9 protein-coding genes and 1 CRISPR repeat array are annotated in these 16,124 nt (G+C 38.0%); of the genes, 4 read left to right on the top strand and 5 right to left on the bottom strand.

Features of this window, described 5'->3' with window-relative positions; genetic code table 11:
• Positions 1 to 34 precede the first annotated feature (34 nt).
• Positions 35 to 736, bottom strand: a complete 702-nt coding sequence (gene rnc / locus ACYQ2O_RS03500; protein WP_459796004.1) for a ribonuclease III — start codon at positions 734 to 736, stop codon at positions 35 to 37.
• Positions 737 to 976: 240 nt separating this feature from the next.
• Here rnc and cas9 point away from each other — a divergent pair, with 240 nt between their 5' ends.
• The 4 genes from cas9 (at position 977) to ACYQ2O_RS03480 (ending at position 6,553) form a co-directional block, all read left to right on the top strand.
• A complete protein-coding gene (gene cas9, locus ACYQ2O_RS03495; RefSeq protein WP_459796002.1) occupies positions 977 to 4,225 on the top strand; it encodes a type II CRISPR RNA-guided endonuclease Cas9 in 3,249 nt (1,082 codons plus the stop codon).
• Between the two features lie 180 nt (positions 4,226 to 4,405).
• Positions 4,406 to 5,308: a type II CRISPR-associated endonuclease Cas1 gene (gene cas1 / locus ACYQ2O_RS03490; protein WP_459796001.1), complete on the top strand. Its 903-nt coding sequence runs from the start codon at positions 4,406 to 4,408 to the stop codon at positions 5,306 to 5,308.
• 4 nt (positions 5,309 to 5,312) lie between these two features.
• Positions 5,313 to 5,621, top strand: coding sequence for a CRISPR-associated endonuclease Cas2 (cas2, locus tag ACYQ2O_RS03485; protein ID WP_346023641.1), 309 nt, complete (start codon positions 5,313 to 5,315; stop codon positions 5,619 to 5,621).
• Positions 5,618 to 6,553 carry a hypothetical protein gene (locus ACYQ2O_RS03480; protein ID WP_459795999.1) on the top strand — a complete coding sequence of 312 codons (936 nt, stop codon included), beginning with the start codon at positions 5,618 to 5,620 and terminating at the stop codon, positions 6,551 to 6,553. Before cas2 ends, ACYQ2O_RS03480 begins: the two co-directional genes overlap by 4 nt.
• A 10-nt stretch (positions 6,554 to 6,563) precedes the next feature.
• A CRISPR array of direct repeats spans positions 6,564 to 10,888; the repeat unit is 36 nt; unit sequence ATTTTGGTACTCTCTCATCTTTTGGTATAAAGGAAC.
• A gap of 160 nt (positions 10,889 to 11,048) precedes the next feature.
• On the opposite strand, the gene ACYQ2O_RS03475 is transcribed toward ACYQ2O_RS03480, so the two are convergent.
• The 4 genes from ACYQ2O_RS03475 to ACYQ2O_RS03460 form a co-directional block, all read right to left on the bottom strand.
• On the bottom strand, positions 11,049 to 11,774 hold the full coding sequence (locus tag ACYQ2O_RS03475) for a YecA family protein (protein WP_459795998.1): 726 nt from the start codon (positions 11,772 to 11,774) through the stop codon (positions 11,049 to 11,051).
• 288 nt (positions 11,775 to 12,062) lie between these two features.
• Positions 12,063 to 12,251 carry a hypothetical protein gene (locus ACYQ2O_RS03470; protein WP_459795997.1) on the bottom strand — a complete coding sequence of 63 codons (189 nt, stop codon included), beginning with the start codon at positions 12,249 to 12,251 and terminating at the stop codon, positions 12,063 to 12,065.
• A gap of 24 nt (positions 12,252 to 12,275) precedes the next feature.
• Positions 12,276 to 14,831, bottom strand: coding sequence for a BREX-1 system phosphatase PglZ type A (pglZ, locus tag ACYQ2O_RS03465; RefSeq protein WP_459795995.1), 2,556 nt, complete (start codon positions 14,829 to 14,831; stop codon positions 12,276 to 12,278).
• 14 nt (positions 14,832 to 14,845) lie between these two features.
• The gene (locus ACYQ2O_RS03460) at positions 14,846 to 15,646 is read right to left on the bottom strand and encodes a hypothetical protein (protein WP_459795994.1); all 801 of its coding nucleotides are present in this window, start codon (positions 15,644 to 15,646) and stop codon (positions 14,846 to 14,848) included.
• Positions 15,647 to 16,124: the final 478 nt, after the last annotated feature.

Raw genomic sequence — 16,124 nt, 5'->3', positions numbered from 1 at the left:
CTCTCCTTCATAGTATTCGACTGACGCATGAACACTACGACTCATTCGAATCTTCCAGCATCTCAAGCGCCACTTTCGCTGCGGCCTGTTCTGCTGCTTTCTTGGAGCGTCCCACACCTTTTCCAAAAAGATCGCCTTCGACATTGACTTCAACGACGAATTCTTTCTGGTGGTCGGGACCTCTCTTGTCCACTACTGTGTACTCGATCGTCACTACACCATTACGCTGCAGCAACTCCTGTAAAGCCGTCTTGTGATCCATCCCATGAGAGAAAGCACCGGAATCAATTTTTGGAAATAAAATGGCTTTTAAAATGTCTTTTACGACATCCATTCCCTGATCCACAAATACCGCACCAATGAAAGCTTCGAACACATCACACAAAAGTGACGGGCGTGTCCGGCCGTTCATCTGTTCTTCCCCTTTGCCCAAACGTACAAACTGATGAAGATTATACTCCTTGGCCAGTTTAGCCAGACTCTCCGCTCGTACGATCGACGCACGCATGCGAGTCAGCTGCCCCTCAGGATGATTCGGGTATTTATGATAGAGATATTCCGACACGGTCACTTCAAGTACCGCATCGCCTAAAAATTCAAGCCGTTCCAAATTTCTGATCTGTTCGTCACGATGATCATTCGCATAGGATGAATGGGTAAACGCCTCGATCAGAACTGACCGGTCATTGAACGTCACACCAAACTGATCGTAAACATGCTGAACCAACTTTTTCATTAACTTCTTCACCTCACTTAACCAATACCCCTCTAGTATACTTGATTTTATGCGAAAAATAAACACACGGTCGCATCAAGCTAGGGATTTTCTGAAATATTGTATTCAGATTTTTTAATCTAGAGCAAGCATTAAGAAATATAAAAAATAATATAACTGAAAATATAGTTTATAATCATCCGTTGAAGACCTTTTCATGATATAATAAATAAAATTAATTTAGTTATGGAGTGAGTAGATATGTCAAATTTAGTTTTAGGACTTGATATAGGCATTTCAAGTGTTGGATGGGGAATCATTGACAAAGACACTAATGAAGTAGTTGATGCAGGTGTTCGTCTGTTTGAAGAAGCAACTCGTAATGCAAATGAAGAAAGAAGAAGTTTCAGAGGCGCCCGGAGACTGAAGCGTCGACGTAAACATAGACTTGAACGAGCAAGGGAATTTTTAGAGTTTAATGGCTTATCTTGTGAAGGAATACATAACATTGATCCCTATAATAGTAGATATTATGGACTTAGAAAAGAAATTTCAGAAAAAGAATTAGCTGCAGCCCTCTACCATCTCATTAAAAGACGTGGGACAACAATCGATACACCGGAAGAAGATGAAAAGACCTCGGGAAGTGAATTATCTACAAAAGAACAGCTAAAAAGAAATGCAAAAAAACTGGAGGATCACTATATTATCGATATCCAGTATGCCAAGTTGAAAAATAATGAACCAGTAAGAAATCACACGAATCGCTTTAAAACGAGTGATTATATTGATGAGGCAAAAGCTTTATTGGATTTTCAGCGTCAGTTCCATAAGCAAATTGATGATGAATTTGTTGAAGGCATTATTGAACTAATCAATAATCGCCGGCAGTATTATGAAGGTCCAGGTTCCAAGAAATCTCCTACCCCTTATGGTGAATGGTTTTTCGATGAAAATGGCATCCTTCAACACGAAACGATGATTAACAAGATGCGTGGACGAGGGACTTATTTTACTGATGAACTGCGTATTCCCAAAAAAGCTTATACAGCTGAATTATTTAATTTGCTTAACGATTTGAATAACTTAAGGTTCCCTGGTGATGAAACTGGAGAGATGGATTCTCTTTCTAGAGAACAAAAAGAATACTTAATAGAGACCTATGCTAAGAAAGGAAAAAAAGTTACACTTAAAAACATTGCAAAGCTTATAGGTATATCTAATGAGTTGGATATCAAAGGTGCAAGACTGGATTTAAAATCAAATAAGCCTATTTTTACAGAATTTTCAGGATTTAAAAAGTTGAAATCTTTATTGAAAGAGGTCTCCATCCCCTCTTCATTTTTTGAAAATAGAGATTTACTGGATGCGATTGCCGAAATACTCACTGCTGAAAAAAGTCTGACCCGTCGTGAAGAACAATTGACTCAATTATTTAGAGAAACGTTTGAAGAGGATTTGGCGGAAGTTACACAGGCACTAGTTCAAGATACCTCTTTCAAGGAATACCATGCCTTATCTAAAAAAGGAATGGAGCTTATTTTACCTGAACTTTGGGAAACTAACAAAAACCAGATGGTCCTCTTCACTGAGCATGGATTAGGTAAAAACCGTCTGGAAAACCTTCAAAAAGGACCGCATATTCAGTTTGATGATGAGGCTATTTTAAGTACAGTAGCCAAACGTGCTCACCGGGAAGCAATTAAAATTACGAATGCAGTTAGAAAACAGTATGGAGAATTAGCCTATGTTGTAGTAGAAATGGCAAGAGAGAAAAATAGTGACGATGAGAAGAAAAAATACAGAGATTTCCAGAAGAAACAAGGCGACTTCGAGAAGAAAATGGCTAAGCTGCTTGATGTGAAAGAACTTAAGGACCTGAAACTTTCCGGCAAGCAAATGATGGCACTGAAGTTAATGGATCAACAGGATTACAAGTGTATTTACAGTGGACGACAGATCTTGCCTCAGGACATAAAAAATGATCCGACGCGCTTTGAGATTGATCACATCATTCCACTTTCCTACTCTTTCGATGACAGCCAGCAGAATAAAGTTCTGTGCTACAGAGCAGAGAATCAGGATAAAGGTCAGCTCACTCCCTTCCAATACTTTTCAAGTGGAAAAGCAAAACGGTCATTTGAAGAATACAGAGTGGACTGTACTAATCTGTTCAAATCTAAGAAAATGTCTAAGCATAAACTGAATTATCTATTAGAGCAAAGAGATGTACAGCATGATCCGGAAATTCAGAAAGACTTTATCAATAGGAATTTAGTAGATACACGTTATGCTATGCGCAGCTTTTCGTCTAACCTCAGAACTTTTTATATGAATAATGAGATCGAAACTAAAGTCCTGTCGATTAGAGGAAGCTTCACAGCTGCTTTAAGAAGACGTGCCAGACTGAATAAGGACAGAGATGAGAGTCATGCGCATCATGCTATTGATGCACTGATAGTAGCAGCTATTGGAGCGACTCCTATTTTGAAGCAGCTTAATGCAGTTAAATTTAGTAGAGACGGTGTCGTCGCAGATAAGGAAACAGGAGAAGTGTTATCAGAAGACAAAATCTTCGGCTCCCCGACTCTCAAGTTCATCAACAGCTTGAGAAGCATGGAGAACAAAGTGAAGTACTCACATAAGGTCGATAGAAAACCAAACAGAACAATGACTAATCAGACGCTCTACTCTACTCGAGAAAAAGGTGGAGAAAAATATACAGTAGGAAAAGTGAAAAACATTTATGAACTCGATAAAAACGGATTTGTTGCCTTGAAGAAAAGAATTGATAAGAATCCGGACAACTTCCTGATGGCTCAACATGATCCAAAAACCTGGGAATTAGTCATGAAAGTTATCGAAGAACATAAACATGCAGAAAATCCATTTCAGGATTACTATAACGAACATGGCTTTATACTCAAAGACGGAAAAGTACCGGTTAAGAGTTTGAAGTATCTGGATAGTAAATTAGGCATTCATGTTGACATTACGGATAAATACCCAGGTGCCAAGAAAGATGTGGTTCTTCTAAGTCGTAAAAGTATACGTATCGATGTTTATATGAATGAAGAAGGAAAATATAAATATTTAGGTGTTCCTTATAACTGGTTCAAAAAAGTGGGCAATGAATATGTTCTTGATTTGGACAAGTATTACGGGAAAGATGGGCTGGCTGCTCCTTATAAAAATATAGACGAGTCGTATGAGTTTCAATTTAGTCTTTATAAGAATGATCGGATTTCGTATGATAAGTACGAGAAGATAGTTAATCCAGAAACTGGTGAAAAGGAAAGTAAGTTGATTCACTATGATAAGTTATTTAGGGGAGATAATAATCCAAGAACAAATAGGTTTGAAGTCAAAGATATAAGTTATTGGACAAGTGCTCAACAAATGCCTTCCATTGGACCACTAATGGCTATCCGAAAGTACGCAGTTGATACTTTAGGAAACGAATACCTAATAGAAAATGAAGATTTTAAGGATAAAATCAAAGCAATTTAAAATAGAGGGTTTACATCTGTCTCCTTTCTTGGTAATATAAAGTTGTCCTCGACGGAGGACTCCTTTATACCAAAGGTTGAGAGAACCTACCAAAAAAAGGCTTTATGCCGAAATCACAGATGAAAGCCCCTTAATTGGGGCTTTTTCTGTATACAAAATTAGTTTAAGGGGTGAAATATAATGAGCTGGCGCATCGTATATATAGAAAAAGCAGATCAATTACGTCTGTACTTGGACAATTTAAAAGTAATTAGAGATGAGTCGGAAATACTTATCCCTCTTTCTGATATCCATACAATCATTGTTGATAATCAGCAGACCATAGTGACTGCTCGAATCATAAATAAATTAGCAAAGTACCATATATTAATGGTTTTCTGTGATGAAAAGCACCTGCCGAATACATATATCCTATCCCCTCATAGTCATCATCAATCTTCTAAAATTCTTAAAAAACAAATCAGTTGGACAGAACAGATCAAACAACTTATGTGGCAACAGATCATTCAAATTAAGATCTATAATCAAGCATCCGTATTAAATCATTTAAAAAAGGATGATAAGGTGATTCATCAGTTATTTGAGTTAGGCGAAACGGTCCAACTAGCCGATCGCACAAACCGTGAAGGACATGCAGCTAAACTGTATTTTAAAACACTATTTGGGAACTCCTTCATTAGAGATCGAGACAGCCTTGACGGAATCAATTCAGGATTAAATTACGGTTATATCGTCTTGAGATCAACAGTTGCTCGAAGCATTATTGCTCATGGTCTCCACCCCGCTTTAGGAATTGGTCACATTAATCAGTATAACGCCTTCAATCTGGCAGATGATCTAATCGAACCTTTCAGACCTATTGTTGATTTATGGATCAGTATCTTAATGAGTGAAAAAGATTATTTAGATAAACAGACGAAACAGAAATTGGTGTATTTGATAAGTAACAACAAAATTTTGATTGGCAATCAAAAACAAACAATACTTAATGCAATAAGCATTCTCATCCAAAGTTACATCAAATCGATGGATGAAGAAAATCCAGATCTACTGCTTTACCCAGCTAATGGGATCGCCATATAGATTCATGAGACTTATGTTATTTTTTGATTTGCCAATGAATACTCGTAAAGAAAGACGCGCCTACACTCGTTTCAGAAAATACCTTATATCAAATGGTTTCACAATGGTTCAATTCTCTGTCTACTCTAAGATTTTTCCTAACCGAAGTGCATTAGATACCTATATGGTTACGTTAAGACAAAACCTTCCATTTCATGGATCCGTGAGGGCAATGGCTGTGACGGAAAAGCAGTACAATAAAATGTATCTACTCGTTGGAGATAAAACTGTAACTGAAAATACTCTAAGCGATAATACCATGGTGATATTATGAAAGAATGGACATTTGATGATCACTTTCATTCAAGGATATTGATCGACAAAGTAACGATTCTAAAAGGCAAACCTGAAGAATGGAAAGACTGTATTCATTATATTAGGGAGGCATTCTTGAATAAGAAAGTCGATTTACGCGAAGGTAATGAGAGATTAAACAGCAATGATTTCCAGTTAAATATAATGTCTTATTCCGACTCCTTCCCGTTAACTAATATTTTCAATAATGAGAAGCAATTATTGGAATCATTTTATTCCTATATGGAACTCTCTCCTATCTATAAGCAATTCGTAGAAAGCTGGGAGGATCTTCAGGAAGAAGTTCAATTTCTTAACGATACTTTCGGTAATGAGATCAAGATACAACTGAATGATTTCAGTAAAAAAATGATGAAAAAGAATATCTCGACGGAGTTCAATCATTCTGATCGAATTACCGAGTTTAAACAAACAATCAAGCTTGCAAAACATTTGAATAATGACAAGCAAAATATATTCTTTATAATTAGTCCTGAGGATCATTTCGATTTAAGCGAGCTGGAAAAGTTAGATCAGTATTTACAAGCTGCACCTGAACAATTTATCGTTATAACATCATACCCATTTCGAGGAATGGCGAATATTGTGTTCAAAGAAAAAGTCATTAATCATGTTATTCTGGAGAACTATCGATCGACTATTCAAGAGTGGCTTCCCTTCGTATTCGACCCGGATGAGTTTGACGAGGCAAAAAATTGGTATATTGACACTGTGGATAAGTCGGACGGAAATCTATTGATTTTATCTCTGTCGTCTGTGGATAAACTCACTGCGTTTATTTACTTGTTCTTATTAGTACATCTTACACATATACCATACAAAGTTGATTACACTGGCATTCCTGATGAATTTATTAAATTCATTGATACAGTTACAACTGGTAGGGTATAATGAAAATGGCATTTTGGTACTCTCTCATCTTTTGGTATAAAGGAACTACAAGATTACAATACTATTCATGAAGAATATTTTGGTACTCTCTCATCTTTTGGTATAAAGGAACCAGTCGTAGAAAAGGAAGTGAATGGACAGAATTTTGGTACTCTCTCATCTTTTGGTATAAAGGAACCACGGCTGAATTACTCCAACAAATAATCGAATTTTGGTACTCTCTCATCTTTTGGTATAAAGGAACCAGTCGGGGAGATGTGGACACGTTGACATAATTTTGGTACTCTCTCATCTTTTGGTATAAAGGAACTAAAACGTTAATCTAACATCATTATAACATATTTTGGTACTCTCTCATCTTTTGGTATAAAGGAACGATCGAGTGCGAGAGCTGGAAGATTCCCAAATTTTGGTACTCTCTCATCTTTTGGTATAAAGGAACAGGAACGGTTTAATAAATGTTTTATGCCGGATTTTGGTACTCTCTCATCTTTTGGTATAAAGGAACGAGGGTGGGAGCAAAGACCTTATCGGAACAATTTTGGTACTCTCTCATCTTTTGGTATAAAGGAACAAACCCTGGAGCGGTTTTAGGCGCAGTCGGATTTTGGTACTCTCTCATCTTTTGGTATAAAGGAACCTGCAAGCGACATCTTAGATAGAACTGGTCATTTTGGTACTCTCTCATCTTTTGGTATAAAGGAACATATAGAGGTGATTATATGTTAAACGCTGAATTTTGGTACTCTCTCATCTTTTGGTATAAAGGAACATGCAGCATTGAAGAACGGCGACATTACTTATTTTGGTACTCTCTCATCTTTTGGTATAAAGGAACATAGAGGTTACTTACTGGAACAACGGTATCATTTTGGTACTCTCTCATCTTTTGGTATAAAGGAACAGGAGCGGTTTAATAAATGTTTTATGCCGGATTTTGGTACTCTCTCATCTTTTGGTATAAAGGAACATTACAACTCCAGCGATCCTACTTCGGGTCATTTTGGTACTCTCTCATCTTTTGGTATAAAGGAACGATGCTCAATGAGCGATACGCTCGAAGACAATTTTGGTACTCTCTCATCTTTTGGTATAAAGGAACTTTTTGGCTTTTTTAAGTCCTAGATAATAGATTTTGGTACTCTCTCATCTTTTGGTATAAAGGAACTTCGTTTGAATACTGGTGTCGAGTTGATCCATTTTGGTACTCTCTCATCTTTTGGTATAAAGGAACTAGAATCTTGGTCGAGAGATGGGCTGACCGATTTTGGTACTCTCTCATCTTTTGGTATAAAGGAACGAAAGAGGCGGTTACGAAAACCGGGCGATGATTTTGGTACTCTCTCATCTTTTGGTATAAAGGAACTCAATACGCTGGATCATTTGCTCGGCCATTATTTTGGTACTCTCTCATCTTTTGGTATAAAGGAACAAAACAGGCAATAGAATTTATTGAAAGTAAATTTTGGTACTCTCTCATCTTTTGGTATAAAGGAACTCATGGCTGAATACCGCCACGGACGACAACATTTTGGTACTCTCTCATCTTTTGGTATAAAGGAACATATTGCAAGCAATATATGACCTTGACCCAATTTTGGTACTCTCTCATCTTTTGGTATAAAGGAACCTGGATGCACGTAACAATCCGCTCCGCTGCATTTTGGTACTCTCTCATCTTTTGGTATAAAGGAACTTTTAGATAGCGATGAGGTGTCCACATGAATTTTGGTACTCTCTCATCTTTTGGTATAAAGGAACATCAGCGTGTTTGGTCCACTTGCTAATTCAATTTTGGTACTCTCTCATCTTTTGGTATAAAGGAACTAAAACCTTTGTGTGTATTCAACTTTCCTTATTTTGGTACTCTCTCATCTTTTGGTATAAAGGAACAATAAAGGAGCTGGAACACCTGATGATTACATTTTGGTACTCTCTCATCTTTTGGTATAAAGGAACCTCATGGTGTAGATTACTACGTGCCAGCCGATTTTGGTACTCTCTCATCTTTTGGTATAAAGGAACCTCCCCACTGTAGTTATATCGCCGATACCAATTTTGGTACTCTCTCATCTTTTGGTATAAAGGAACAAACACTAGACAAACTAATTACTAAGGCGGATTTTGGTACTCTCTCATCTTTTGGTATAAAGGAACAACGGACTTCATCAATTGTGTGGCGTGGCGATTTTGGTACTCTCTCATCTTTTGGTATAAAGGAACATAAAGTGAGACAACTAGGCTATGACCCTGATTTTGGTACTCTCTCATCTTTTGGTATAAAGGAACTTTTTAAATGCATCCAACTTATACTCAGCTATTTTGGTACTCTCTCATCTTTTGGTATAAAGGAACCATGCCGGCATCTTCTACCGGCTTGAAAGAATTTTGGTACTCTCTCATCTTTTGGTATAAAGGAACTCTATTGACGGTAGGCGCCCAACGGTACCGATTTTGGTACTCTCTCATCTTTTGGTATAAAGGAACATACTAAAAGAGAGAGGAATGGTAAACATGATTTTGGTACTCTCTCATCTTTTGGTATAAAGGAACGCTGAATTACAACATATTCAAGAAAACACGATTTTGGTACTCTCTCATCTTTTGGTATAAAGGAACTATGACAATTGTTTACTCTTTCAAGCCGGTATTTTGGTACTCTCTCATCTTTTGGTATAAAGGAACTGAGCGGTCTGATCCTCATTATCAATCAGGATTTTGGTACTCTCTCATCTTTTGGTATAAAGGAACACTATGTTCGTATCAGTAATAGACAGCACTATTTTGGTACTCTCTCATCTTTTGGTATAAAGGAACAAATAATCATACTGTCACAAATCATAATGGATTTTGGTACTCTCTCATCTTTTGGTATAAAGGAACGGCTAGAGGAGGTATAAGATGGCAGATTATATTTTGGTACTCTCTCATCTTTTGGTATAAAGGAACTCCATAGTGTAAAACCGTGAGCATATGTTTATTTTGGTACTCTCTCATCTTTTGGTATAAAGGAACGTCGTAATGGCGAAATCTATTTAGTCCCAGATTTTGGTACTCTCTCATCTTTTGGTATAAAGGAACTTTGCTGGCGTGTGTACTTATTACACTCTTATTTTGGTACTCTCTCATCTTTTGGTATAAAGGAACACAGATGACGAAATACAACTTGTCTTCAGTATTTTGGTACTCTCTCATCTTTTGGTATAAAGGAACGTATCTAAGTTTTTGGTCAACTGCATCTCTATTTTGGTACTCTCTCATCTTTTGGTATAAAGGAACCAATACTTGATGAAGGATAGGCGCAACTTGATTTTGGTACTCTCTCATCTTTTGGTATAAAGGAACTCGGATGGTCATCTTCTCGTTTCCGCCTGTATTTTGGTACTCTCTCATCTTTTGGTATAAAGGAACATGAGCGCAAAAGAAGTCACTATCAAGCAGATTTTGGTACTCTCTCATCTTTTGGTATAAAGGAACTTCACAGATAAAAGACGATGTAAAGCCATTATTTTGGTACTCTCTCATCTTTTGGTATAAAGGAACCGGGACTAGCCAGCTCAAATATCAGTATAGATTTTGGTACTCTCTCATCTTTTGGTATAAAGGAACAACGCCAGCAAGCCAAAGCCTAGAGCGACTATTTTGGTACTCTCTCATCTTTTGGTATAAAGGAACGATCGAATTGGACGAAGCCAAGCGTCACGCATTTTGGTACTCTCTCATCTTTTGGTATAAAGGAACTGACTGTTTACAGACATATGTCGGGCGTTGATTTTGGTACTCTCTCATCTTTTGGTATAAAGGAACATAAAGACGACACGCAGACATTAACCACATATTTTGGTACTCTCTCATCTTTTGGTATAAAGGAACGACAACAACAACAAGCAAGTGATTAAGGCGATTTTGGTACTCTCTCATCTTTTGGTATAAAGGAACTCCCCATTTAAAATAAAAGTGGCAGGCAAGATTTTGGTACTCTCTCATCTTTTGGTATAAAGGAACGATTTAGTGCTATCCGTTATTGACGAGGAAATTTTGGTACTCTCTCATCTTTTGGTATAAAGGAACAATTAGATCAGTATGAAGTCTATGAAGACGATTTTGGTACTCTCTCATCTTTTGGTATAAAGGAACAATTTGGTTTGAAATACTACACGGACGTAAATTTTGGTACTCTCTCATCTTTTGGTATAAAGGAACGAGCCAGCTTTTCTTATAGTGGCGGTTTCAATTTTGGTACTCTCTCATCTTTTGGTATAAAGGAACGCGCCTGTATTAATAGTTGTTGCAGCAATAATTTTGGTACTCTCTCATCTTTTGGTATAAAGGAATATCGCTACCGTGTGTAGCTATTAAAAGGAGATTTTGGTACTCTCTCATCCTAGGACCAAACTATGCAGGTCATATCATTGAATATATATCTGCAAATTTATTTTCTATACCAAAAAGACGCAACCGATGTTCATCGACTGCGTCTCTTTTCAGTAAATTATTATATTTTCATTTTCTGATCTTTATCCAGACAGCATTTTTTATATTTCTTGCCGCTGCCACAGTGACAAGGATCGTTGCGTCCAAGTTTTTTGCTCAGAACTTGATTGCCAGCAGATGTATTACCAGCAGCACTGTACCCTAAATCTTTTAATTCTTGATTCGTATGCCCTTTATTTGTCCATAGTCTTACATTATCCTGAAGCTTCCTGACTAACCTTTTGACTTTATCTCTTTGCTGTTTGTTATAAAATTCCACACCCATGTTACTAAGTGTAGACATGACTGTACCAAAACTCGCATTGACTTCGATCATTCCTTCTGCGTCTTCGCAGACGGCTTCCGCTCGTTCTTCATTTCCATCTAAGTGATATTTTAATATGTGCTCATAAAGCTCATGGTAAGCTTCAGACTTATAGAAATAAAACTGATCCAGATACTTCATTAATTCAACTTTCTCAGGAATGTAACGCGGCTTACCTGCTTGCTTAGCCAAGGTTTCATCCAAATCATCGTATACGAGAATTGTTTCATGAGCGAAATAATCGCCTTCTTTATAGGCAAAGCGTCTTTCGATTTCCTGAACCGATGTGTCGAAACAATCTTCGACGTCTTGAGGAGAAATTTGCTCCTCGTTTTGCTGATTATAGATCTCAGCGACCACATCTCTATGCACCAAGCCATAAAGACGGGTCAAAGTTACAATATATTTTGAAAGTAAATTCATGTTATTCACACCCCAGTCAGTCTTTAAGAAAACATTTCAATATAATTAAGCCCATTTCATATTTATCGCATATAACACTTAATAAATCAAATTTTCCAGAACATAATTAAAGGAATCCCTCCATATGGCACATTTAGGTTGTCTAAATAAAGACAAGTACTCCAGAAGGGATTCCCTGATTTCATTATACAACAACCGGCCTTGTTTGACATTAATTTTATCTCAAATGTATGAACAAAAAATAACCTTCGAGGTATAAATAGTATCTCCTTGAAGGTCATCTTTAAGTTAAAACGGCAACTCTAAATCTTCACCATCTTCATCACTGCTCAACTCATTTTCTTCCAGCAGTCCTTGTTCTCTGGCTTCTTCCATGCTTATGCCATAAGGTGCCCCGCCGCTGGTATAACCGGCGATGAAATAATAGTTTTCTCCGTAAATTATATCTTCAAAATTTTCCTCTTCAGATTTCTTCATTTCAACCCTCGCTTTTTTCAAACGTCATCCAATCAAGTCCAGCTTGAACCGCTCTTTAACAATATCCTCGGGATCATTCGCATTCTCCATAACAAAGTAATGCGTATCAAGTGAGCTGTAAGATTCATTGAGCAGAACAAACTTTTCCGTAAAGACACGTTCGTCACTTGCTTTATTTTCTCTATCCGCAATGAGTGTTAATTCATTAGAGATTTTTCTCCCCTTTTCATCTTCAAAATAGAGGTTTAGTCGTTTCTCTTTCTTTTGTTCTGACACCGGCTCTGTCTGCAGGAAGGATAACCAGACGATATTGTTTGTGAGCTTCCGTGTCTGACTGATCAGTGACACATCCACTTCAGGTATTTCATTCCGGCTGCGGTCTGTCTTGATTCGGAGTAAAGGGACCATCATTTCTTGTGGCAAATGTCCTCCATGACTATATTGATAGCCGCCTCCTTTTAAGGCAAAACGATTCATGCCTCTCGGTACGGTGATGTAGCCTGTATTATCTAAGCGCTCTGACAGGGTAAAACTCAGTCCGCTGTAATGATCCTCTTCTTTCTCAGATAATATAAAGCGTTTGTTTTTTAGCCATGCATCTAAATTATTTTTAACCGAAACTTTATCACTGCTTGAAATAGCAGATCGTGTATAGAGATAGCCATGATCGGCGGTAACCAAGAAGGTGCCGATACTGACGTCCCCTGTTAAGCGATTCATTATTTGGATCAAGTCATTGATTGAATCCCTCGTTGCTTTAAAAACATCGTTTCCCGTTGGCAAATGGTCACCTATAGCATCCACTTTGTTATGGTAAACGTATACCAGCTTCTTACCAGCCATCTTCTCTCTTAACTGGTCCTTAGTCATTTGATCAATGTCTGTCGCTTTTAGTGCAAGGGCTTCAGGATGGCCATTCTTTTTCAATATAGCCTCACGGTTAGCAAGTCCTATCGTTTTCATCTCATCGACTAAGACAGTACCATCTGTTTGAAATTCAAGTGAGTGATGTGGGAGCAGACTTGCCATACCAACCGAAGTAATGGATGGCAGTTCAGTTTGCATCCAGTCGATTTCTCCGTTGAAGCGCTTCTCTTTTGTTAACTCTTGGTACAGCTCTTTACCCGCCTCATAGCGTAAGCCATCCGAAATAATGACAACAATACGCCGGTCGTTAGCTAGATAAGGCTTCACTTCATTGTCAAAGAAATTAGCTTGCAGTTTAGTTGAATCAAACGTTTGGGTGTTTTTGAAGTACATATCCCACTTCTTTGTAAAGTCATTCAGATACTGGTTGACGTAAAGTCGCTCCATCTGATCCTTCACGGGTCTGACAGTTTCTTTTTGGTCTGATACGAGCTCATCATAGTATTCCGTCATTTTACGGTAAGCCGTATCTACATGATAGCCTTGATCACTGTAATACTGCCAAAGTTCATGAGGGTCTGCCATCCCCTGCCAGTCGGCTTCAAAGATTTCTGAATAATGGTTCAATTGAATGGCCCATTTCAAGAAGATATAACTGTTTTGAAAGTGGTCGAACCAGATGGTGTTGCGGCGTTTAGCTATGAGTGGCAACAGTCGGTCGCTATCACTGACGTGCATTTGAATCGATTGCACAAATCGGTCGATAAGTTCATGGTCGAACCATTTAAATGTCTCACACTCAGCCAAAGTTTCACTTGGAAGATCATGTAAGAGATCTTCCAAGTCCCATGCACTTTCAACGGCTGTGGAGACAAAGTAAAAGGCTGATTCTTTACTTTTCGTATTCATCCACTGATTGATGAAGATCACGATCGGATTACTTTTTTCAAGCATATAAGGTATAAGTTCTTTTGGCATAGACTGCCCAAGTTCTGTCCCTAAGTAGGTGAGAAAGACCTGATGCATGAGTTCGTTGACGGATAAGCTGCCATTCATGCTCGTGTCTTTATTGTAGCCTAATAACTGGTCGATCATGGTCCAGAACCGTTTTTCGTCCCCGAATTTAACGAGCTGGTCCCACTTACTGTTTTCTTTGGAAGCCGCTTCTTCAAAGAGTTCGATCAAAACAGCCATCCAAGTCGCAGCTTGCGCCTTAGTCAACGCAGCAAATACAGCATAGTCAACGACTTCTGCTGAGTGATAAGGGCTTTCATTATATAGACGCTTGAACTGGCTGATCCGATTTTTGGCCCTGAAAAAGACTGGGTATTCTTTGATGATCGCTGTGACTTCTTCATTGTCTGGATCGATACCTAGAGTCAGATACAATTGGCTTAAGGCATCGACTTTCAGCTCCTCGCTGTAGAGAAGAACATCTAGGAGTGGGTTGTCTTCCATACGCGGTCTCTCCATAGCAAAATATAAAAAGAGATGCGTGTCCTTAAACTCCTTTTCAATCAGATAGTTAGTTTGAAAAAAATTGTGAGTGGTAACTGTTAAAAGTTCTACAGCATCCGTTTCTTCTGCCCACGTTTTGATTGTGTCAGCGTAGGCTTCTTCGGGATCGAACAAGTATAGGATCTTTCGTTTTTCCACGTCTTTTAATGGTGAAGCATAAAAGGTTTCGATACGAGAAAGTAACTCTTCAGCCAAGTGAACACCTCCTGTTATATTTTTTCAAAGACGTTTTGCTTTTTAGGCTTGTTTAATGTGTCATCTGTCACTTCAATGTTTTGGAATTTTTGATAGTTGACTTTTACACCGTCATCCAAGTCAAGATCGATCTGTTGTCTGGCGACGTGTTCGATGACCTGGTCGTATTTGGCGAGTTCTGCCCGGTCTTTTGTGTACTCATCAATCGTCTTTTGTGCTCGTGCTTTTTGCGTGGCTGTACTTGTTTCATCCGCGATGACCTGTTGTTCATGCGTGATCAGATTATCCAGCACTGTGGCCTGATGCAGAATATACTCAGTACGGAGCTGATCGACTGTATATTTGTGATACCGGTGCAGGTACATAAGACCTTTGAATGCACCGCGTTTCCCACTCGTGAACTGCCAGTATATTGGACGCTTCTGATAGGTCTTCAAATGATCTTTATAAAATTCTTTCATGAAGTAGCGTCTAATGCGGTCTCTAGCACTTTCATTGCTCTTCATTTTGAGTGCTTCTGCAATAAAACGCAGGTTGTCTTCGAGTGTTTCTTTTCCGTATATTAAACTGATCAGCTCTTCTACCTTATTCATGATGTCATCTTCAAAGTATTGATCTTCAGTCAGTGGAATGATGTTGGTGTCATCTGGTTTATAAGAAGTGTATTGGCTATCATCCCATTCTCCACCAGCATAAGCCAAACCTTTTTTATCAAGTGAATACCGGCCAAACATGACGCCGACTAAATAGGATAAGAAACTCTTAACGTCCCGGTCCAGTTTTGCTTTATTCACCGTCACATCTTTTTCTGCCACTTCAGGAGTCAGTTCATCCTGAAGACCATAGATGTTAATAAAGATGCGGTTTAGTTCTTCTTCATTCTCCTTGAGTTGATAGAAGCGTTTTTCAGCAACATCTTTCCAGTTGTTAAAGCTGTCCTCGATTAACGAAGAATCTTCTTTGTGAGTTAAGAAAGGGTGTTCTTCAAAGTCCCAGGAGGTTTCGAAAGAGTCCCAGTCTTTTTTTGAGATTTTTATATTATCGTTTACCTGAATTATTCATACCTCTAAATGTGGATAACTATTTCTATTAAACTCACTGCTTTTTTAGACATTTTTAAGTATTAACTGTCTATCATGCCACTTTATATTCTTCTCGATTAGATCGAAAACAAAAAGATGGAAAAAAGAGTATAAAAACCCCTTGGTCTTACAATCGTCAAAAAATTAATATGATCTTCTGGAGTAGCTAATGCAACAGAACCAGCTGTTGAATATTCTCCAATATTGTCCA

This window comes from Alkalibacterium sp. m-11 (assembly GCF_054658155.1).
This window is presented reverse-complemented; position numbering and strand designations above follow the sequence as displayed.